Annotated in this window: 16 protein-coding genes; 4 read left to right on the top strand and 12 right to left on the bottom strand. The window is 46.6% G+C overall.

Features of this window, described 5'->3' with window-relative positions:
* Positions 1-3 precede the first annotated feature (3 nt).
* From GO493_RS09375 to GO493_RS09355, 5 genes are all read right to left on the bottom strand, one after another.
* On the bottom strand, positions 4-1,518 hold the full coding sequence (locus GO493_RS09375) for a RagB/SusD family nutrient uptake outer membrane protein (protein ID WP_157305887.1): 1,515 nt from the start codon (positions 1,516-1,518) through the stop codon (positions 4-6).
* Positions 1,519-1,533: 15 nt separating this feature from the next.
* Positions 1,534-4,779, bottom strand: coding sequence for a SusC/RagA family TonB-linked outer membrane protein (locus GO493_RS09370; RefSeq protein WP_157305886.1), 3,246 nt, complete (start codon positions 4,777-4,779; stop codon positions 1,534-1,536).
* A gap of 249 nt (positions 4,780-5,028) precedes the next feature.
* On the bottom strand, positions 5,029-6,171 hold the full coding sequence (locus GO493_RS09365; protein WP_157305885.1) for a FecR family protein: 1,143 nt from the start codon (positions 6,169-6,171) through the stop codon (positions 5,029-5,031).
* A gap of 55 nt (positions 6,172-6,226) precedes the next feature.
* A complete protein-coding gene (locus GO493_RS09360; protein WP_157305884.1) occupies positions 6,227-6,787 on the bottom strand; it encodes an RNA polymerase sigma factor in 561 nt (186 codons plus the stop codon).
* A gap of 108 nt (positions 6,788-6,895) precedes the next feature.
* A complete protein-coding gene (locus GO493_RS09355) occupies positions 6,896-8,434 on the bottom strand; it encodes a right-handed parallel beta-helix repeat-containing protein (RefSeq protein WP_157305883.1) in 1,539 nt (512 codons plus the stop codon).
* 254 nt (positions 8,435-8,688) lie between these two features.
* On the opposite strand from GO493_RS09355, the gene GO493_RS09350 reads away from it, so the two are divergent.
* A complete protein-coding gene (locus tag GO493_RS09350) occupies positions 8,689-9,138 on the top strand; it encodes a YMGG-like glycine zipper-containing protein (RefSeq protein WP_157305882.1) in 450 nt (149 codons plus the stop codon).
* A 56-nt stretch (positions 9,139-9,194) separates the two neighbouring features.
* On the opposite strand, the gene GO493_RS09345 is transcribed toward GO493_RS09350, so the two are convergent.
* Positions 9,195-9,425 carry a hypothetical protein gene (locus GO493_RS09345; protein ID WP_157305881.1) on the bottom strand — a complete coding sequence of 77 codons (231 nt, stop codon included), beginning with the start codon at positions 9,423-9,425 and terminating at the stop codon, positions 9,195-9,197.
* A 68-nt stretch (positions 9,426-9,493) separates the two neighbouring features.
* On the opposite strand from GO493_RS09345, the gene mnmD reads away from it, so the two are divergent.
* Complete coding sequence (mnmD, locus tag GO493_RS09340) at positions 9,494-10,177, top strand: tRNA (5-methylaminomethyl-2-thiouridine)(34)-methyltransferase MnmD (RefSeq protein ID WP_157305880.1); 684 nt, start codon at positions 9,494-9,496, stop codon at positions 10,175-10,177.
* Between the two features lie 36 nt (positions 10,178-10,213).
* On the opposite strand, the gene GO493_RS09335 is transcribed toward mnmD, so the two are convergent.
* The 3 genes from GO493_RS09335 to GO493_RS09325 form a co-directional block, all read right to left on the bottom strand.
* Positions 10,214-10,984 carry a hypothetical protein gene (locus GO493_RS09335; protein ID WP_157305879.1) on the bottom strand — a complete coding sequence of 257 codons (771 nt, stop codon included), beginning with the start codon at positions 10,982-10,984 and terminating at the stop codon, positions 10,214-10,216.
* Between the two features lie 119 nt (positions 10,985-11,103).
* Positions 11,104-12,006 (bottom strand): serine hydrolase domain-containing protein, encoded by a 903-nt coding sequence (locus GO493_RS09330; protein ID WP_157305878.1) that lies wholly within the window; start codon positions 12,004-12,006, stop codon positions 11,104-11,106.
* 71 nt (positions 12,007-12,077) lie between these two features.
* A complete protein-coding gene (locus GO493_RS09325) occupies positions 12,078-12,554 on the bottom strand; it encodes a VOC family protein (protein ID WP_157305877.1) in 477 nt (158 codons plus the stop codon).
* 145 nt (positions 12,555-12,699) lie between these two features.
* Here GO493_RS09325 and GO493_RS09320 point away from each other — a divergent pair, with 145 nt between their 5' ends.
* Together GO493_RS09320 and GO493_RS09315 are read left to right on the top strand one after the other, a co-directional pair.
* On the top strand, positions 12,700-13,413 hold the full coding sequence (locus GO493_RS09320; RefSeq protein ID WP_157305876.1) for a DUF92 domain-containing protein: 714 nt from the start codon (positions 12,700-12,702) through the stop codon (positions 13,411-13,413).
* Positions 13,414-13,611: 198 nt separating this feature from the next.
* Positions 13,612-15,132: a S8 family peptidase gene (locus GO493_RS09315; protein WP_157305875.1), complete on the top strand. Its 1,521-nt coding sequence runs from the start codon at positions 13,612-13,614 to the stop codon at positions 15,130-15,132.
* Between the two features lie 82 nt (positions 15,133-15,214).
* Here the strand turns inward: GO493_RS09315 and GO493_RS09310 are convergent, their stop codons facing one another.
* Genes GO493_RS09310 through GO493_RS09300 form a run of 3 tightly spaced genes read right to left on the bottom strand, consistent with a single transcriptional unit; the run spans position 15,215 to position 22,762 of the window.
* Entirely contained in the window at positions 15,215-16,993 is a 1,779-nt protein-coding gene (locus tag GO493_RS09310) for an OmpA family protein (RefSeq protein WP_157305874.1), read from the bottom strand.
* Between the two features lie 10 nt (positions 16,994-17,003).
* Positions 17,004-17,972 (bottom strand): PorP/SprF family type IX secretion system membrane protein, encoded by a 969-nt coding sequence (locus tag GO493_RS09305; protein ID WP_157305873.1) that lies wholly within the window; start codon positions 17,970-17,972, stop codon positions 17,004-17,006.
* A gap of 50 nt (positions 17,973-18,022) precedes the next feature.
* Positions 18,023-22,762, bottom strand: coding sequence for an Ig-like domain-containing protein (locus tag GO493_RS09300; protein ID WP_157305872.1), 4,740 nt, complete (start codon positions 22,760-22,762; stop codon positions 18,023-18,025).
* Between the last annotated feature and the right edge of the window lie 251 nt (positions 22,763-23,013).

Raw genomic sequence — 23,013 nt, 5'->3', positions numbered from 1 at the left:
GAATCAGGGATTTTGCTGACAGAGTTTATTGGTCTGTATCTCATCAATAGGAATATAGTAGATGATCCGGTTATTGTCCGGGGCAATGACCATATTCTGATAACCGGATGGTTTACGGGAAAGATCAATATCCGATTCTTTCAGGCCAGGAAGATGGTATCCCCAGTAAGTACGGTCCATTGACCGCTCATTACGGTATACATCAAACGTCCGGTGCCCTTCAAATGCCAGTTCTATTCTTCTCTCTTTCAGCACTACATCCAGTATGGAAGAACCTGCCGGTACCTGGCCGTTATACAGCGCGCTTTCCAGCCCTCGGTTCTTCCTGATCATATCTACATCATTAAGAGCGGCTGTTACATTCCCGGCTTTCGCTTCTGCCTCTGCTTTGTTCAGATACATTTCAGATAAACGGAACATAACAGGCGAGCTAAGCGTAGGACTACCACCCTGGAACGAGAATTTAGAGATATAATAGATCTCAATGCCATTCTTCTTCTGAATGTTACCATCACTGTCTTTAAGAGGAATAATATAAGACCAGCGCACATCTTCCGGGTGAGCAGACATCGTATCGCGAAGCGATTGTGATGCAAACTCCTCTCCCCAGCCAGAGTTACCATCAGAGTAGATCATGGAAGCAATGGAACCACCCTTGCCATAGTCATCCACTGTAGTAAATGCCACACAGAGAATAGTTTCTTTACTGCCCATAGCATTCGCAAAAAGACTACGGTAACCTGCAGCTGTTTCAATGCCAAACCTGCCGGAGTTGATTACCTTATCACTGTAATAGACAGTACTGTCATTATTCTCCTTATACAGGTAAACCCTGGACAGCAGAGCCCATGCCGCTTCCTGTGACGCATATTGCACACCACGTTGCTGCTGCATCAGGGAGGCCCCTTTTTCAGCATCTGCAATAACAGCATTATACGCCTCCGTTACAGTTGCCCTGGCCTTCTGCGAAGGATCACTGGTAGAAGTGCGCAAAATAATACCATTCCCCGCAGGAGCCTGCGTATATGGCCTTGCATAAAAACGTAGCAGGTTAAAATGGCAGAACGCACGCAGGAAATAACACTCTCCTATCAGCTGCTTCACAGTGGCATCAGGGTTCTCAATACTCTCAGCGGCTTCTATTACCGTATTGACATCGTTGATGATCTTATAGGAGATATACCAGAAATAACGGCTGTTGGTCTGCGTAGGCGTATGATTCAGGGAGAAGCTGTAATACAGCGGGTCTGTAGTGGTCTGTCCGCATACGATATCATCTCCCGCAAAATCACTCATCTGGAAATATTGCCGCAGGTACATATTGTTGGCATCTGTATTCCCGTTAAATTCCACATGATCTTTGAACAACGCATATGCACCGTTGAGAGCGTTCTTAAGCCCCTCGGTGGTCTTTGTGATAGTGCCTGTGGTCAGTGAATCACTGGGCGATATCTCTTTCAGACAGGCTGTCAGCAGCAACGGAAGGACGAGTATAATAAAGAAAAATCTTGTTCTCATGATCTGATTGTTTTACTAAAACCTGATGTTGATGTTAAACAGGAACTGGCGGTTGTTCGGATATTTGAAGTCCGATACCCCAGGCATAACATAACTGCCCGGAGTAATGGTAGTGTTAGGGTCCTGACCCAGGAACTTCGTAAACGTGTATACGTTGTCTGCCGTCAGGGAAAAGCTCACACCATCCATATGCCAGCGGCTGATCAGACCCTTTGGTAATGAATAAGACAAAGCAATGTTACGGATAGAAATAAAGCTGCCGTCTTTCAGATAGCGGGTAGAGGTCTCGGTCGAGTTGGCCGCATTCTGCGGACTTGGCTCCGTTGCATTATCACCCGGTTGCGTCCATATCTTATACCCCGAAGGCAACACTATCTGGTTATAGTAAGGTTCATTGCCATCATTCATAACAAAGCGAAGACTGTTGCTGAATACCTTATTGCCCGACAGGAAATAGGCATTAACGCTCAGGGAGAGATTCCTGTACCTCCATTGAGAATTGATCCCGCCCTGGAATTTCGGCAAAGCAGATCCCACCTCCTGGTAAGTAGCACTGGCATAGTCTGACGTAGCCTCCCTGGAAGTCACTTTCCCATCTGCATCCCTGTTCACTACCTCCCATTGCGGAGCGCCTGTCTCCTTGTTTACCCCCAGCCACTTAGGCATATAGAACTCGTACAGGTTACCATCATTACGGTATATCTGCGAAATACTCCATACAGACTGCGTACGGGTTATCTCACTCGGCAGGTTTTTAAGCTTGTTGGTATTGAAGCTGATGTTGAAATCTGTTACCCATTCAAAATTGTTCGTTTTGATATTGATAGTGTTCAGTCCCAGCTCTATCCCATTATTGATCACACGGCCAACATTCTCCCAGCGTTGCTCAAACCCGACTGACAAAGGCTGAGGCACCTGCAGCAGCAGGTTTTTAGTAACGTTATTATAAGCGTCTATAGTCAGGTTGATCCTGTTAAAGAGACCTATATCCGCTCCTATATTAAGCTGTTGCTTACTTTCCCAGGTAAGATCAGGACTGGGCAGCTGTGAAGGTATGGCCGCCGTGCCGCCATTATATTGTTTATCTAGCGAATAAAGCCCCAGGTAACGGGACGATCCTATATCCTGCGTCCCGGTAACACCATAGCTGGCACGCAGCTTCAGGTTGCTGACAAGCTTATTGCCCAGCAGGAAATCCTCATTGCTTACCTGCCATGCAGCAGATACTGCCGGGAAAGAACCATAGCGGCGACTGGCCGGGAAAGCGGTAGAACCATCCACACGGTAAGACCCCGTCAGGAAGTACTTATCCTTATAACCGTAACTTACCTGCGAAATAAGTGATTGTATAATAGCCTGGTCAGCAGAACCTGTTACCAGCTGATTATTGGAAACAACGTTCAGCACTGAAAGACCCTCCGGCAAACCCTTACCGGAAGCGCCCAGCACCTCTGTTTTGCTGTTCTCTATTGCCACGCCCGCAAGACCACTGATGCTATGATCACCCATCCGGAAGTTAAACTTCAGAAGGTCGTTAGAGATGATACCATAAGAAAGGGTACTGAGCTCATTCAGAAAGCCGGTACCGTTATACTGACCCGCTACTACAGGAGAATAATAATCTGATCCTTTATTATAGCTCACAGCCGCCCTGTTGCTGCTGGAGAAAGAAAGCCAGTCGGTAATGTTTACATTCAGTCCCAGGTCATAGTTCACATCAAAGTTCTTATACGGATGGTTCGAGTTTTTGATGGTGTGGATGGGATTTACTTTATCCCTTGACCACCATTTGAAAGTAACGTTCCCATCTACATATACCGGCTGCCCGTTAGCGTCATAGGGATTATCCCATGGCATGTTCAGATAAGCGTTATAAATATCATCATAGTTATAACTCTTACCCGTAGATCCGCTGATATTAATGTTATTGGAAACACTCACACGCTTCGAAAAATGATAGGTGGAATTAGCACGCAGGTTAATACGCTGATACCCCGTATTCATGAAAGTACCTTTCTCATGATAGTAGGAAAGACCTGCATAATATTCATTCTTTTCAGTACTGCCGCTGGCAGATAAGTAAACATTCTGCATAGGTGCCGTACCAAACATCGTAGTAAGCCAGTTGTAGTTCTGGTCACGCAGCTCCTTCGGACGTTCACTGTAAAATTTAAGGATATCTATTTTATACGAGTTATCTGTAGTGCCGGGAATATAATCGCGGTAATATTCCTTCTGACGGTCATACAGCTGGCTGCCGTTCATCATCTTCATTTTTCCGAAGTCTGGCTTACGGAAACCGGTAGTGACTTTAGCTTCAAAACGGGTCTTTCCCAGCTTTGCTTTCTTGGTGGTGACGATGATCACCCCTGCATTCGCCTGGGAACCATACATAGCGGTAGCGCCGGCATCTTTCAGCACAGTGATATTCTCTACATCGTTCGGGTCATAATTACCTCCTATAATACCATCTACCACAAATAGCGGTGTCTGCGAAGCATTTACAGAAGAGACCCCGCGCAACCTGATCTCTGCAGCAGTACCAGGCACGCCGGAGCTGTTCACGACCTGCAGACCAGCCACTTTACCCTGCAGCATACTCCCCACATCATTGGTGGTAACGTCCTTCAGCTTTTCTGCAGAAACGGTGCTGACAGCACTGGTCAGCTCACTTTTCTTCTTGTCGCTGTATCCCACTACTACAACTTCATTGAAATTGCGGGTATCTTCTTCCAGCTGTATACTGATCTGCCGCGATGCGGTTACCTCCCTGGTAGTAAAGCCAATATTACTGATCAACAATACATCTCCCGGTTTTATATCACGCAGGATAAAAGTGCCGGAAGCATCCGTCTGAGTACCTTTACGGGTGCCTTTCACCAGTACGGTAGCCCCGGGTAGCGGAGTCCCGCCGGGAGCGTTCACTTTACCGGAAACAGTGATCAGCGTATCCGCCTGCAGAGCGGCTATTTCCTTTTTGATCACAAAGCTGTTGCCTTCCTGTGTGTAAAAAACCTGCTGATGACGGATGCAAAGATCAAGTACCTGTGGCACGCTGGCGTCTTTAACCTGGAAGGTAACGGGAGTGGTGTTGGCCAGCACCTTTTCTGAATATACAATAGATACGCCTGTCTGGGTGACAATCTCGGCAAACACCTGCTGCAGAGGCATATCTTTTACCGCTAAAGTGACTTTCTGCGAATAACCCGCTGCACAGACATGCAGACAGGTAACCAGCAGGACAAACACGGTGAGTTTCATAACCAGGCAAATTTTGGTTGATAGCCCGCGCATACAGCGGGCCGGTACATTACAATCGAAATACATACTTTTGTAGTGTTTGGTAGTACTTAAATGGTCTTACAAGCGATTATTTAGGATACCGGATATCATCAGCCGGAGATGTTGCGAGCATCTCCGGCCTTTAACATAGGTATTTTTCATCCCCCCGGCTAAAAGCCTTGATTCTGGTTCTTTTACTGTTTATTGGTTGTATTGCATTCCCTGCCTTCAGGGCAATACGATCAGCTTCCTTCCTTCAAGCCTGAAATGATTGTATCCATTTCCTTCCAGTAGCTTTAATACGTCCTCCAGCTGCAGATTCCTGCTTATTCCTCCGCCATAAAGGTCTACTCCCGGCTTAACGGTGTATACGATCTCAACATCATACCAGCGTGATACTTCCCTCAATATGGCCGGCAGGGTCATGTTATTAAAAACAAAGAGACCGTTCTTCCATGCGGTAACCTTCTTTATATCGGCAGCCTGTACTGTCATGGTCTTCGTTTCAGTGTGCAATACCGCCTGCTGTCCCGGCTGCAGCAATTGCCGGGTGTTGTTACCGGTCACCTGTACCCGGCCGGTAACCAGGGTGGTATTCACTGTATTTTCGTCGGCATAGGCCATGACATCAAAACCGGTGCCCAGCACTTCTATTTTCATACCGCCTGCCTGTACAATGAAAGGCTGTGCGGCGGCGGGCGCCACTTCAAAATATCCTTGCCCCTCCAGCTCTACCTGCCGGGTTGAAGCAGTGAAAGCAGTAGGGTAACGGAGTGTAGAGGTTGAATTAAGCCAGACCTTCGTTCCGTCCGGCAATACTATCCTGAACTGGCCTCCCCGGGGAGTGCTCAGCTTATTATAATGAACAGCCTCTCCCTGGCTGGCAGCATATAACAATTGCCCGTTCTTTTGCTGAATACCATTCTGAATAACCTGGTTGCCTGTACTGTCCAGCGTTACAACAGATCCGTCTCCCAGGGTAAGCGTAGCCTTGCTGCTGCCCGGAACTATTACCGCCGGTATTTCCTGCCTCGCAACAGGCGGCGTTTTTGCCGGCTTGCGACTGTACATGGTCCAGACGGCAATCCCCGCCAGCAACAATACAGAGGCGGCTACAGCCAGCCTGCGCATAGTAAACACCTTTCTGCGGGAGGGTGCCTCCACCGGCATGATCTGTTGCCATACGCCTTCATAATCTATTTCCGGGGTAGGATGATTTCCCTGCCAGGTGTGTTCCAGCAGTTCCTCCAGGGAATGTCGATGCTCATCTTTCCCTATATAGGAAAAGAGTTCTTCCAGCTCTTCCCGGCTGCACGTTTTGTTTACATAACGCGCTAATAAATAAGCGATTCTTTCTTGGTGATCAGGCATATAATTATAAAGACGGAGACAGGAGAAAAGAGGACCGCCAAAAAGGGATATTTTTTTAAATAATCCCTGCGTAATTCAATAACAACACTAATAACACCGAATGTTGAGCCAGATATTGACGGATAAACCTCAACGTTTCCACCAGCACATTCTTCACCCTGCTCCTGGAAAGCCCCAGTTGAGCAGCAATAGTAGCATGGTCCAGCCCCTCCTGCCGGCTAAGACGAAAAATATTCTTCTGCTGCTCCGTAAGCTGCGAAAGCGCCTGGTTGATCAGCGCCTGGCTCTCCCGCGCATCCAGCTGAAGCTCCAAAGCGTCAGCCACACCGGAAATATTCGCCCATATATGGTCCACCAGCCGCTGTTGCTGTGATATTTTCCGCAGATGGTCCAGCGTCTTATTACGGGCAATAATGAAAATGTAATTACCCGGATGAACAATAGCCGGCAACTGCTCCCTGTTGGTCCATAACTTCAGAAAAGTCTCCTGGAGAATATCTTCTGCATCTACGGCAGAATGTGTGAGGTGATAAACAAACGCTGCAACCTGCCTGCTATGACGGTCATATAGCTGCCTGAAGGCCTGTTGACTGCCTTCCCTCAGTTGCTCTAGCAATTCTGTGTCGGTGATTAAATGCAAGCTGCCTTTAAATGTTCTCAGCTAAAAATACAAAAAAAGCTTTTGCCTTGGAAGGCAAAAGCTTTTTTACAGAATTTAGCCGGCTTAATACGCAGTTTCATCAGCCCCTATATCCACTCTCCCGTTCTGCACCCTGGTCTGCTTGTCAATATCCAGCTCCCCCGACGCAGCCACAAACGCAGGATCACCCGCATTCACACAGGTAGAACCAGATGCCAGATGCAGATTCAGTGAAGCCAGGGTAGCATTTACAAACGAAGGATTACCGTATGTACCATGCGCATCCAGTCCGGTGCTGCTCTGTAAAGAGGCCAGATTGTAAGAAGTGCCTGTAAGCCCTCCCCAGTCAAAGATCAGGGAAGATGCAATACCGGAATTACCATAATAACGGTCATAATCCATAGACAGGTTGGTAGATGAATAATTCAGCAGCGCTATCGCCACAATATCACTGGCAGATTGTATAATATTGTTGGAGAACTTCACATTGTCAGTATTCTGCAGACTGATCTCTCCTCCCCAGCCACCATTGGTATAGTTCTTAAACAACGTGTTATTCGTGATATTGGAATAAGTAACCTTACTGTTGGCAGCATTAGCCCCTATCACCAGGCCGGCCTCCTTATTATTATAAATGAAATTGCTCCTGATATTGATACCCGTAGCAGTAAAACCGTTATTCTCACAACCTACAGTGATACCCGCTCCGTTACTGTGACTGATATTACCTTCAATATTGATCCACTGACCGCCATCAACATAAATACCACCACTGGTAGCTACCGGCGATACACAGTTATAAACAATATTGTTCTTTACATTACCCCCACGGGCAAAGTTTACACTATCCGGCGCACCGGTCCACGAATAATGCCCGGTCATATCTATACCTATATTCCTGATATGATGCACAATGTTATTCTCGATCAGGAAATTCTTCACATTACCTGACATGGTCAGACCTTCACTATAACCGGTGTTACAGCTGTATATCTGGTTGCTGCCTATATAGATCTCATTATAGGAATCCGGCATGGAACCCACTATCACAAAAGGATTCGCATTATCAGACGATGTAGGAACAACAGTAGAATCGGCAGACCATCCAATGTTATAGATCTTACAGGAAGTAACCTGCACATCAGTACCCGCGCCTATCATATAGATACCCGCTGCAAAACTCCTGATATTATTAGCAATCTGGATATTGCTGATGCGGATATGGCTTCTGCTGGCAACGCTGATCATAGCGTTCTGCGAACTGTTGGTAGCCCCCACACCGTCCAGTATCACCGTACCTCCGGCATAATTGGTCAACGTAATGGGTTCTGATGCTGAAGCGCCGGAAGTAGGCCACCATAGACGTTCTTTATAGGTGCCAGCGGCAACATAGATAGTGGCGCCGGCCCCGTCAACGGTTTTGTTCAGGGCTGCCTGGATGGTTTTAAGGGCTGATGTGGCTGAGGTACCGGCATTGGCATCATTACCCGATGTACCATTCACATAATAACCGGTAACGCTCAGTAAGGCGGCTTCCTTACTTTCATCCTCAACAATTTCAGATTCTTTCCGGCAGGAAATAATGGTTGCGAGTAACAGACATGCTACAATGGCATTCTTCATAGTGGCATTTTTAAATGTTAGTAAATGAGGGTTTTATAGAAATTTCTTTAAGTTTTTAGAGCTGCTCAGGTATAAAGACGGAACAGCAGAAGTAAAGGACCGGCCCAAACGGTAAATCATTGAAAACAAACAAATAAACAAAAACCACTATTCACATAACACTAATTTCCAGATTATTTATCCCTGTTTAAAGAAATTGGCATAATTTTGTCTACTACTTAATCGGAAATTGATAAAACCTAAAAATTCAGGCTATGAAACAGATAATTCTGACTTTAGCAACAGCAACCATATTATTTGCCTGCAATAGTCAGTCTGCGCAGCAGGAAGCTATAGAAGCTGCGAAACAGGAAACAGTTGATTCCATCAATAACGTAAACGCTGTAAAACAGCAGGTTATTGACTCCATCAACACAGCAAAAAAAGCCCGTGCAGCTGAAAGATCACATGCTGTAAGCAATAATGAAAGTACTGCCAGCAACAGTGAAGGTACTACCACCACTACTACCAAGAAAAAAGGCTGGAGCCATACAGCTAAAGGCGCGGTTGTAGGTGCAGGTACAGGTGCTGTAACCGGTGCTATCCTCAACAAGAATGACAGGCTGAAAGGTGCTGCTATTGGTACAGTAGTAGGCGCCGGCGCAGGTGCAGGTATTGGTGCTATTGTTGACCATGCAAAGAAGAAAAAAGAAGCGAATCAATAATTGCTTTCTGATTTTATATATAGTCCCGGTTACGTTTCGTAGCCGGGATTTTTTTATTATTTATCCGCCGCCCGGTCATTCTTACAACCTACACGGCAGCTCAGCGCCTCCCAACCCGCAGACAGGTTGAACTGCTCCGCCGGCAAATTGCCGCTTGCCTCCCATATCTCTTTTATTTCCAGGAATAACTGACGGTTCTCATTGTCCTCCTCCAGCCAGTTATTTAATGCCCTTTCCTTCTCTTTATTCCCCCGGTCCAAAAGATACTCGATCACTATAGTACTCATAACCATATATCAGTAGGACAATTCAGCTGTCCTGAACTTTGATGCTATTATAAAATTATTTTTGTGATATGGAAAGACAGTTGTTCCTTACGGCAGACGGCTCCCATACCATGATCATTCCTGGCACAGAAATATCCTATCACAGTAAACACGGTGCTATGCAGGAAAGCCGGCATGTTTACATAGGAACAGGACTGCAATATTTTCTGCCACGGAATAACGGAGCTACCGTCAGGGTATTTGAAATGGGCTTCGGCACCGGGCTGAATGCCTTCCTGACCTTGCAGGAAGCTATAAAAAGCAGCAATTCCATATTTTATCAGGCCGTAGAATTACATCCGTTAACACCTGGAGAAGCACGTCTTTTAAATTACAGCAATGATGATGCTTTCCTGGCCTTACATACAGCTGGCTGGGAAAAAGCCGTAGCTATCCACCCCCTCTTCACTTTACATAAACTGCAGGCATCTCTTTTACAGGCCAATACTGAAGATCGTTTTCATGTTATTTATTATGACGCCTTTGCACCGGATATACAGCCGGAACTATGGGAAAAACCCGTTTTTGACCAGTTGTACAGGATGATGGCGCCGGGAGGAGTATTAGTAACTTACTGCGTTAAGGGAAACGTAAAAAGAGCCATGCAGGCATCAGGGTTTACTGTCGAAAAAGTACCGGGGCCTCCCGGCAAAAGGGAGATACTCAGGGCCTTAAAACCAGAAAGGCAAGCCGGCTCCTATCAGCCCCGTTAGCTGTAAGAACCGGTTGCCAGTCTGAATATATTGTAGCTAGTCCTTAAAATAAGCGCTTGCAGTACGCACTTTCTCTACCCATATACCGGAAGAAGCCTGCAACACGTACTCGCTCAAACCTACCTTCTTCGATCCCGGCGCCCAGTCATAGGTATACCCAAGACGGGTCCAGGGATAGTGATAATCATTAGCAGGCTGCAATGGACGGTAATAAGCGTAAATAATATAGTCATTGAACCAGCTGCTGTATTCCGGCGAAACACCGCCGGAAAGTACAGCGCTGCTGGTGGTAGTAGTGATAGACGGATTTCCGGCAGGGCGCATCAGGCGCTCCGGCTTCACCCATACTTCCGCAATATGTGTGTTACTGCGGGCATTGACGGGGGGCAGGCCCAGCAACTGACAGACGCGCATAATGGTATCTGAAGAGGCTGTAAAGCTGCTGCCAATACGTTCTTTCATCTGGGTTGGCGCAAACAGCCAGGAATCTCCCCAGGTGTTGGTAATAGAATCTCCTTCAGGATAACTGCCTGGAAAACGCATAAACGTAGCCATAAGCACATATGACTGCCCGTTGATGGTCTTCCATTTAAGTTTTGCATTGGTATTTGCAATTGGCCAGAGCGTATCGATCACTTCAGAACTGTCAGCCCATATCGCATCCATGATAGATTGGGCATAAAGCTGATCTGCATTGACTTCCGGCGTTACTACATCATCATCTTTACTACAGGACGAGATCGTGGCTATACAAAAGAGGGAAACAATCCATATAAGGACGTGTTTTGAGGGTTTGCTTCTATTCATAATTGTAATTAAATAACTTCCTGAAAATAAGGGTTACATATTGTTTAGCCTATGGTCATTACTGCCCATTTTTATTGGCTCCGTTCATTTTGTTCATTCGGGGCAAACAGGTAAAGGGGTTATAAAACCCCTTTTACCAGTTCAAGAATGGCGGTATGGTATTGAAATGTCTTTTTAACGTCTTCCGGAGCTCTTTCTGTATTGCTCAGCACAACAACACTCGTACCCGATGCTGGGAAATAACAGTCCATAGATACAAACCCCGGCGCAAGCCCTGTTTGTTCCGGCTGCAGCAGCTGTTTATCCGACATACGCTTGTACGTATCCGCAGAAAGCAGTTTCCCGTTATGCAGGCAGGTATTCCATTTTACCAGGTCACCCGTAGTGGAAATGAAAGCGCCTTCAGCCGCAGAGTTTTTAAGGCTTTTATCCTCAGCTACCAGCCTGCCGTTCTTATTTTCAGTATAACCTTTCACCAACTGCTTATATTCATGCACATCCGGGTGAAAAGTATTGAGCATGCCACATTTGCTGAACAATTCTGATGACAATGCAGCGAAGGACCTGCCAGAGGCCTTTTCAGCGATTTTTGACAGCAGAGAGCTCCAGATCAGGTCCATGTTATCTCCACTATAAGTGCGCATCAACAGCTGCTGAACTGTAACGTTCCCTGCCTGTTCCCTTAACTGATCAGGTAGGTACTTACTGATAGGCTCGTCCGGCTTCAGATGCCCCTTTTCTATCTCCCGCAATACTATAACTGCTGTAAACTGCCTGCTGATAGCGCCAATAACAAACTGGCTGCTGGCAGTAAAAGGCGTTTTACGTTCCCTCTCCGCAAACCCTATCCGTTTTGCATACAGGGTCTTGCCCCCCCGCACAACAAGAACAGAGCCATTGAAAGGATCATCTGTTTTCCCGAACAATAAAGAGTCCAGTTTAACAGGAAGAACAGAAAGCTGGGCAGTGCATTGATTAACAACAAAGAAAGCGAGCACCGCTAGGAAGATATGACGGTTCATAGGACAGTTTTTCAATGAATAACTATCTGCAAGTTACTAAAGCACTGCCTTATTTCTTCAGCCGTTCCTCATTATTTATTATCATAAGCATCTTTCAGCTGCTGAATATCAATTTTCGTCATCTTCATCATTGCCGCCGTTACCCTACCGGCTTTTTCCCTGTCTTTGTCCTGCATCAGCTCTCCCAATACCGGCGGAGCGATTTGCCATGACAGGCCAAATTTATCTTTCAGCCATCCGCACTGGCTGGGCTGACCACCACCGGAAGTGAGCTTCTCCCATTTCTCATCTATTTCCTCCTGCGTATCACATTTCACATAGAAAGAAATAGCCTCGGTAAACTTAAAGTGAGGACCGGCATTCAGCGCCGTAAACTCCACCCCATCAAGAATAAAGGTCACAGTCATTACACTGCCTGCCGGCGCCGGTGCACCTTCAGGATAACGAGATACATTTGTTATGCTGGAATTTGCGAAAATAGAAGTGTAGAAATTCGCAGCTTCTTCTGCCTGGTTGTCGAACCACAGGAACGGAGTGATCTTTTGCATATCAGTTTTTGTTTAGGTTTATGTAATCCGTTTGATATTGATAAAGCAAACTTACTGTGTAAGAATTGTTTGGATAGAGTGTAAAAGCGACATTCTGAAGGGGAGGATACGACATAAGGATATTTCCCTACTTTTGCCCCTCAATATGCCGCAGCTGTCTTCTATTATTATCCTTGTATTACTGGGCGCCTTTATGCTGTTATGCGTAAAGAAAGGTAAGCTGACGCCCGCAGGCGGCCTGGCAGCTGGTATTACCGGCCTCCTGGTATTTGCAGGCAGCGGCATTACAGGAGTAATACTGCTCACAGTTTTTTTCCTCCTGGCCACTATAGCCACCTCTCACAGGAAAACACAAAAAGCAGCTGTCAATCCCCATGAAGCACATCCTGAAAAAAGAAATGCCGGACAGGTATTTGCCAACGGCGGCGTAGCCGCTGTAATGGCCTCATTGTCCCTTGCAGATCCTGCACACAGCAACGTATATATACTTATGATAGCCGCCAGCCTCGCATCAGCCACGGCAGACACAATATCTTCCGAACTGGGCATGGTGTACGGACGTAATTTCTATAACATCCTCACCTTTAAAAGAGACACAAAAGGACTGGATGGTGTGGTCAGCCTTGAAGGAACACTTGCCGGCGCTGCCGGCGCATTGATAATAGCCATCGTGTATAGTATCGGATATGGCTTCGACGAACGGTTGATATATATACTGGTTGCCGGAGTGCTGGGCAATCTTATCGATTCAGTACTGGGTGCTTCGCTGGAACGTAAACGTTATATTAATAATGATATTGTAAACTTTCTCAATACCCTCTTTGCAGCACTGATCGCCCTTCTTCTTTTTTACCGGTAAACCTTCATTGCTTTTCCCCGTGAAATAGCGGTCACAGCTATTCTCGACTAAAATTAATCACCGCATTCTGAATAAATTAAGTAAATTCACTTGCCCCTATGTAGCATAGAGAGTAACAACCAAAAAGCAGGCAACCATTTTTATTTTCCATCAACCCTCATTTGTTAATCGATTTAATTACTATCTAAAAGAGTCCGTATGAAAAGAATTCAACTATTGCCATTGGCACTCCCCCTTATGATGCTGATCATGCTCGCTTCCTGCCAGAAGGACGAGAAAACACTCAATGTACGTAATGGTGTTATCAACGGTCCCCAAAAAAAAGACAGAGGTTTTATCATTATCGCTGAAGAAGGCGCAAAATTAAAAGGCATTTCAGAAAGCCTGGCAAACCTGGAAGCAAAGAAACTTAAGATCACTGAAGTGATCGAAGAACTGGGCCTGATACATGTACAGACCCCCGATCCCTCATTTCCTGAAAAGGCACGTAAACTGCCCGGCGTAGAGTCCGTAGCAGTAGACGTTGTTATGAACTGGCGACTGCCCTCACAACACTTCCGTTCAGATATCAGCTACAATTCCAATGCAGCTGCTGCTCCCAATGTCATTGCTAAATCAAGCGCTCCGGCTGCCACTGTAACCGCCGATCCGCTTAGCTACCTGCAATGGGGCCTGAATTCTGTAAAAGCCCAGCAGGCATGGGCAAAAGGCTATTCCGGTAAAGGCGTGAAAGTAGCCGTGCTGGATGGAGGCTTCCTCCTCAGCAATCCTGAAATAGCTCCCAACATCCTGTTAAGCCACAGCTTCATCGATGGCGAAGAAGCACAGTATCATGGCCTGGAAGGCTTCAGCCACGGTTCCCACGTAGCAGGTACTATCGCCGCTGCAAGCAATGCCCGCGGTGTAGTAGGCGTTGCTCCTGACGTAAAGCTGCTGCTCATAAAAGTGATCTCTGACGCCGGCTCCGGCCCATGGAGCAGCCTGATTGACGGTATCTTCTATGCCGTTAACCATGGCGCCAAAGTGATCAACATGAGCCTCGGCGGAGAACTGCCCCGCAAAACCTATACAGACGACAACGGTACTCCTGACGATCCTTCTGACGACTACGTTGTAGAATATGACAGGGACGTAAAAGACCTGGTAAAAGCACTCAACAGGGCTACCCTGTTTGCCACACTCAGAGGTACCACCCTCATCGCTGCCGCCGGTAACGATGCCTATAACTACGACGTAGAGAAAAGGTTCATCACCTATCCCGCCGCCTGCCTGGGCGTACTGTCCATCGCATCCAACGGCCCTGTAGGCTGGGGTATCAACCAGGATACCACCCTGTATGTGCCATCTATCTTCACCAACTACGGCAAATCATTCATTTCCTATGGCGCACCGGGCGGTAACTATACACTTCCTCCCAACACTACCATAGTAACAGTAGGAACAGTGACCAATTACGACTACGTATTCGGTATGGTATTCAACATCGGCTTCTGGGATGAGCCAAGCAATACATACTACTACGGGTGGGCTGCCGGCACAAGTATGGCCGCTCCTCACGCATCCGCTGTGGCCGCACTGCTGTACGGAAAATATTCCTGGATGAATCCCGTATTACTCGACATAATATTTAAAGCATCCTCGAACGACTATGGCGCCCCCGGCAAAGATGCCTATTTCGGCTTTGGTCAGCTAAATGCGGGTAAGGCCGTAAGCCTTTAATGACAGATGGAAAATAAATGCAAAGAGGTTGACTGTTGCTACCAGTCAACCTCTTTTTTTATAGACTTCTCTTAAAAATTAACTACCTCACTATCCTGATATTCGTACGCCTGTTCTCCTCATGCTCAAACTCCGTACATTCCACACCATCCGCACACTTATTCAGCAGTCTGGTCTCACCATATCCCTGCGCTTCAATATTCGCTTTTTTAACACCTCTGTCCGTAAGATACTTAACAACAGCAGCAGCCCTTTGCTGAGATAACTTCAGATTAAAAGCATCATTACCCCTGCTGTCCGTATGCGACTCTATCACCAGCGTAGCATCCGTCAGGTTATTAAACGCCTCAATGATCTTATCCAACGCCAATCTGGAATCAGAACGGATATCAAACTTGTTGAAGTCAAAATAGATCATTGTAGGCTTGTCGTAAATAGGATCTCCCACCTGCGCCATTCTCGGCTTCCCTATCGCTGTAGAAGGCGGAGGAGTATTATCCGGCATTGCTACAGGTACTTCCCTGATAGTATCCTTTTTAGGTGGCAGTGGTGGCGCTGCCACTACCGCTACAGCATAAATATCATCACGGCCTGCACCACCATCCCTGTTGGAAGAAAACCAGGCAACCCCATCGGCGCTAACACTGAAAGCAAAATCGTCCTGCGGAGAATTGATAGGATACCCCAGGTTCCTTACAGCACCATTCTGAGATACACTATAGATATCTAACCCGCCCATTCCTATACGGCCATCACTGGCAAAGAAAAAAGTATTGTTCTTATCTATAGCCGGACTACGGTCGTTACCCGCCGTATTGATCTCCTTCAGGTTAACAGGCGCTCCCCACTCTCCTCCCACTGTCCGGGTACACATATAAATGTCCGTAGCTCCCTGCCCTCCCGGCATATTAGAAGCAAAATAAAGCGTATTTCCATCAGGAGAAATAAATGGATCAGCCACAGAGTATTCACTCACCTTATTGTATGGAAAAGCACGCAAAGCAGACCACTGCCCGCTGGCATCCTTCTTACTGCTGTATATCTCTACATTCACAGTAAAAGGTTCTCCCTTTACATTCTTCACTTTTTCAGGGATACGCGTAAGTGTAAAATACATCTCATTGCCATCTTCGGTAAAAGTAGCAGATCCCACATGATATCCGGTACCTGTATTCAGCGGGAATGCCTGTACTGTATCTGCATTGGCTGCCTTATAGAAGAGGTGCATATAATCATTACCCGTCCAGCCGTTCAGATAAGGATCAGGATTATTCTGTGTATCAAACTTCAGGAAGTACTTTACAGGCTTCTTATGTGCAAAGCTGCTGTTATAACGGTCAGATGTAAATACCAGACCGCCCATATAAGCTACCGGACTCCAGTCTGACTGTGCAGAGTTAAGCGGCTTATAGTTGCTCACCTTTGCGGCAACCGGTTCCTTCATCCAGCTGATAGCAGAATCGCAGGAACTGATCCACGCATTCATCCTTGCTTCCGTAACCTGCTTATCTGCATTGGCATAACTGATATACTGCGTCCTGGCCTCCGCATATCTGGAATTATTCTGCAACGCCTGCGCATAGTACAGTATATTTTCCGTTTTACTTCCCGGCATGGCAACAGCCTTGGCATACCAGGCTTCTGCCTGTACGTAATTATTATTCAGCCGGTAACAATCCGCCAGCCGCTCTGCAGCATGCAACGTTGCCTTCTTTTTATATGCCTCCTCATACAGCTCTATCGCTTTGGCATATTTATAGGATTCATATTGCTTGTCAGCCTCTTTTATGATATACTGGGACTTAGCATTATACGAAGATAACAGCAGGCCCAGGGATATAAAGTAATGCGATCTTTTCATGGATTACTGTTTAGAATACCCGTGGGGTAGCCATTCTGACGTTTGTTTTATTAAATGTAAAACCAAGGGATATTTCATGCGTACCACTGCTGTATCCCTGTAACGGTCCGAGAGAAAAATCATACGCATATCCTACCCGCAGGTTAGGTACCGGAAAAACCTCTATAGCGCCTACTGCCGAGTTCCTGTACATAAGGTTCTTCTGCAGATAGTCTTTATTGTAAAGATTCACCCTGGTGCGGTACGAACCGCCCAGCCAGATAATATCCTTATACAGCAGGAAAGCATTCAGGTCAAGACTCGTAGGACCGCCAAGATCATCCTTCAGCAGGAAAGAAGGCTTCAGCTGAAAATCCTCATTGACAGGCACCAGCATACCTGCTGTCAGGTAGTAATGCATCTCTGTCTCAGGAACATAGTTACGTTTCCTGCTCTCCATGTATTGTGCAATGAGGTTGTCGAATGAAAGGCCGGCATAAAACTTACTGTCTGAATAAAAGATACCGGCGCGCGCATCAGGCACAAGGTTCTTCTGTAAACCACCAGGCATATCATCTTCCGGATCATTTGGGGTCAATCCGGCGCCATCTATGCCATTCTGCATCAATCCGGCGCTCAGGCCCAGCGCCAGGCGGGCGCTGCCATCTGCATTCATGCGGATACGGTAAGCATAACTGGCATAAACAGCCGATCTGCTCTGAGCGCCTATCTTATCGTTAGAGACCTGTAACGCCAGGCCAACATTCCCCTCATTCGCAATAGCGTCCACTGCCAGGGAAAAGGTCTTCGGCGCTCCCTCCACTCCTGTCCACTGCGTACGGTAGAAGGCATGAAGGTTCAGCTGCTCTTTATATCCTGCATAAGCAGGGTTAATGTAAATACCGTTAAACATATACTGGCTGTACTGGGCATCCTGCTGCGCCTGCACCTGTAGCCCCGCCGCTGTAAAAAGCCCCGCCAGTAAGAATATCTTTTTCATAGTATAGTACTTTATTTTGGCCAGTCCGCCTCGGCAGACAAAAACACTATTTATTTTTTGAACGCTCTTACCAGTGTGATATACCCTTTAACAACCTCCCACTCCGCATTGGCGCTACGCCTGATACGCAGCAGGTAGAAGTAGGTACCCTCATTCAGCCCATGACCGTTCCATGTATTCTGATACCCCCTCTGCCGGTATACTTCATTCCCCCAGCGATTCACAATAGTCAGCTCATTCTCATAGTACTGGTTCAGTCCGCGTATCTCAAACACATCGTTCTTTCCATCCCCGTTTGGCGTGAAGAGGTTAGGCACAGTAACAGAAACAAAACTGGTATTGATAGTTACAGATGCTGCATTGGAATAAGTGCCCGCCGCATCTTTTACACGATAAGTAAAGAGATCTGCACCATTATAGCCATTAGCCGGTGTATAGGTGATAGTGCCATCTTCATTCACTACTACAGTACCATGGTCCGGCTGAGTCACTATCTCAACAGAACCGGCGTCTAATGCAGATCCGTTGGCATTATCATTATCCAGCACCCTGACCACTACCGGCGTATTCGTTTTTGTGTCCTCCCTGTCATCTGTAGCAACAGGCGCAACAGGAGTGGTTACTGTATTTACAGTAATGTAAACCGTTACAGTAGTAGTAGCGCCATTACTGTCACTGATAGTGATGGTAAAGCTGTCAGTACCGGTATAACCAGCCGCCGGCGTATAAGTATAAGTACCATCAGGATTCACAGTTACAGTGCCATTGGCAGGATCTGTACCCTTGGTGAAGGTCAGCAGATCGCCATCTGCATCGGTAGCTGTAACCACCCCGTTCACAGGAGTATCCTGGTTAGTGGTCTTGCTATCACCGGTGCCTACCGGTGTACTGTTGGTGGCATTTACGTTGATGCTTACGCTCACCGTTGTGCTACCGCCATTACCATCGCTGATATTGATAGTGAAGTTATCAGTGCCGGTATAACCATTAGCAGGCGTATAAGTATAAGTTCCATCCGGGTTGACTGTCACAGTACCGTGCAATGGGTCGGTGCCTTTGCTGAAGGTCAGCGGATCGCCATCTTTATCATTACCGGTTACAGCACCACTTACCGGGGTATTCTTACCGGTAGAACGGTTATCCCCTGTTCCGGTAGGCACATCATTAACAGGCGCTACAGTGATATTTACCGTAACAGTAACTGTACCGCCATTACCATCATTGATCTCTATATTAAAATTGTCAGGACCGTTGTAATCAGCGTCAGGCGTATACGCATAAGATCCGCTTGCATAAACAATAACAGTACCATGAGCCGGCTCTGAAGCCTTGAGGAACGTCAATACATCTCCATCCGGGTCAGTACCGCTTACAGTCCCTGTTACAGGAGTATCTTCATTTGTAGTTTTTGTATCGCCTGTACCTGTAGGCGCCTGGTTGGCAACAACAGTAATTGTAACGGGAACAGTTACAGAACCGCCATTACCATCCTCTATCAGTATAGTAAAGCTGTCAGGACCGCTATAACCGGCTAAAGGCACATAGGTATAGGAACCATCAGGATTGATTCCAGCAGAGCCATGCAACGGACCAGTGCCGGGAGAGAACGTCAGCGCATCCCCATCTGCATCAGCGCCTGTCACCATACCTGATACAGGAGTATTCTCTCTCGTGGTCTTTGTATCGCCGGTACCTGTAGGTATATCATTTACCGGCTGAATGTTGATGGTCATTGTTGCCGGCGTAGTAGCATAGGAAGTACCATCAGAACCTGTCCAGGAGAAGCTCGTAGTACCATTCCAGTTAGCTGCCGGGATAAAGCTGATATTGCCCAGGCTGGCTGCAGGTATCTCATCGCCTGTATTAATCGCAACACCGCTTAACATGAAGCTGCCATCAGCAGGTAAGCTGAGTATCCTTATCTTATCCAGCGCAGTTCCATCAGCATCTGTATAGTTGGCGGTGAAATTGGCCGCCGTAAAGTTCAGGGTATTGTCTTCAGTACCATTTACTGTACTGTTGCTCACAACAGGCAGGTTATTGACAATGGCTGAAACCACAAAAGTATAGCTGGACCTTCCTGCATCCGGATCGTCATTAACAATAGTAATAGTAGCAGTATAAATACCCACGGTATGCGCTGACGGATTGAATGTGACTACAAAATCCGTGCTGTTACCGCTGGCAAGCGCTGTGCTGGAAACCGGCGTAGTGATAGAAAAGCCCGGATCACCGCTTACTGACACAGAAGTGATATTAACAGTACCCGTACCAATATTCTTCACTGAGAATGTATGCGGTACAGCACTGCCACTACCGGTATTTGCACCATAATCCGTCCCGTCAGGCACGTTTGTAGTGGTAGTTCCATCAGCTATGGAAACACTGTTACCCATCACATCAATATGCGGATTGGTGAGAATTGTAATGCTTGTAGTGGAAGCCGGGCCGTTCTCCGTTCCGTCATTCAACACAGTAGTGATAGTACGTATTGTAGTATTAGGCGTACCATTGGTATTCATGTACTCTATCATCCTGATAGCAGCAATATAATCTGCCATCGAAGCCGTTCCGCTCAGAGTGATCACACTGGTGCCCGCGCCGGAAATAGTAATGCCGGCCGGCAAGGTGCCATTCAGGATAAGGCTTTCATTACCTGTATCCAGTACATTTGTCAACGTAATAGTGGCAGATTGCAGGTTGCCTCCATCCGGATCAATAACAGCCAGGTCAGCGTCAGCAATCTTAGCGCCGGTAGTACTGCCCGCAGTAAAATTGTTCTGGTAACTGTAAGCGCCGGCAGAACCTGAACTCTTGTCAGGGTCCAGGTCAGCTACCGGACAGTTATTTACATTGATGGTCTGAGAGATCAGGTTATTATCATAATAACATTCTTTATACAGCGGGTTCTGATTGGCCAGAGACGCTAAAGTAAATGGCGTCCCAACAGCATTACCTACACCTCCCGGTACAAAAGAACCATTATCATTGATAATGATGGTAAGATCAATATTCAGATCGCTGAAAGAACTAAGATCTATATCAAAACTAAAGCTCTTGCAATCTCCCATGGCAATAGCTTCATTGAAAGTACTGGTATACAGGAGCTTTGCAGCAGGGTCTGTAGTAGGATTGCCGGCATAGAAAGCAACCGGCATCCCCCCGTTATTGTTACCGGAACCCGGGTTACAGACATTCATAGTTGCTTTAACAATCTTACAGGACGCTCCCTTCGCAAAGGAAATACCGGATGTATTGAAAGCAATATCAGGTCTGGAACCATAAAAGTCAGCCGATAACAGGAACTGGTAATCAGGATTTGCCAGGCCGGTCTTGTTGATAACTGTCAGCTCACTTTTATCGGCCGACAAGCTAAAGGATATATCGTAAGGGGTAAGAGGAGGAGCAGGAGTAGTCTTATAGCCTACAGTATTGGCATGTGAGCGGGTACTGGTATTATTCAGCGGAACACCTTTAAAGGCATAGTTATCATCCCGCCTTGTAGTACTACTTAATCCCACCTGCTGATAAAAATATCCGGTTGCAGTTTCGGAAGCCAGGTCTATATAAGCATAAGCTGCCAGGGAGTTCTCATTACTCTCATTATTGGAATTGACAGCATTCCCCGTCTCGTTAAAGTAAATAAAGTTGGTACCGGAAGGAATCTTAAATGTTCTTGAAACACCGGTAGAGGAGCTGACACCTCTGGCAATATCACTGATGTCAGAACCAATAAACTCTGCACTCATGCCCAATCCCACACGGTCATAAAACTCTATTACATACGCATCGTCAAAATCCCTTGCATAATTAGCATCCCTTTTAATGATCAGGTTACTACCGGATACATAGATCTGCGGATTATAAATACCTACTGCACCGGCCGTAGTCAGCTTAGCGCTGTAATCGCCCGTAATAACCCCTGAGCTCAGCATATTGTTGGTAGCAGTGGTGCTGAGGTCATTGATCACGTAGGTAGATCTTCTATCTACAGTACCACCATTAGCCAATGTAACAAAACCATCAGTCAGGCCGGCTGTCAGGTCAAGGGTAAAACGCAGGTTGGAATACCCCTCTTCCGTACCGCTGGCAGAAACCAGGTCAGTACTGCTGGAGTTGGTACCTTTTGCTGAAATAATTATCAGGTCAGTACCCGTTGGAACAGGAACAGTAAGGTCTGTATTGGCAGCCCCCGTACCATGCAGCAATGCTCTCACCTGCGGGTCCAGCGGATTCAGGGAGTTGCTGTTGGGCGACAGGTACTCTACATAATAAGAAGTATGTGTGGAAGTAGTGCTTTCAGTAATGGTAAGCGTAGAACCTGAAATGGAAAAGTTCACGTTGTTCAGGTTGGCCGGTGTGGCATCCCCCACTTTACTGCCGGCAGGGATGAATGCACCCAGCGCTACATTCCTCCATCCATATACATTCGTGCCGCTGCCATCCGTATTGGTGTTCTTTGCATAGTTCACATAACCGGAAGAGGTGGCAGATGCAATATCAATAATAGCATTGATAGTGATAAAATCTTCATCCCCTGCAGGGTTCTCCCCCCCGGCAGTAATACCGGTCTCTGAAGAAGTGAATACTACAATTGATTTTGTGCCCGCCGGAATAGTGAATGTCGGAGCAACACCGCCGGGCGCCCTGTACTTTGTTTCAACACCCAGTACGTCGGCTCTTTTACCTCCGCTGGGGCTACAGGGACTAAAGGGTAACTGACTGAATGCCAGGAATGGAAAGAGCATTAAGCTGATGCCTAGTGCACCTTTAATGAAATTTGCTTTCATAGGTAAGATTAGATATCGAGGGTATACGTGACAGCAAAGAAATCCTTCGCCTCAAAAAAGTTCGCAATTATCTACAGCTGAACAATGCTGAAATAACACCCGGTTAAGTTCAGGTCACAAATATAGATCAATCAATAATATATAAAATGTAGTAATAATTCGACAAACAAAAATATTTACTACTTAAATAAGTACAAAACAAAGGGGGCGCTCAACATTGAACGCCCCTCCTATTTTAAAACCACAGCAAC

The sequence above is a fragment of the Chitinophaga tropicalis genome (assembly GCF_009758205.1).
Taxonomy (GTDB): Bacteria; Bacteroidota; Bacteroidia; order Chitinophagales; family Chitinophagaceae; genus Chitinophaga; species Chitinophaga tropicalis.
Note: the sequence above shows the minus strand (reverse complement) of the source record. Positions and strands in the feature narration are given on the sequence as shown.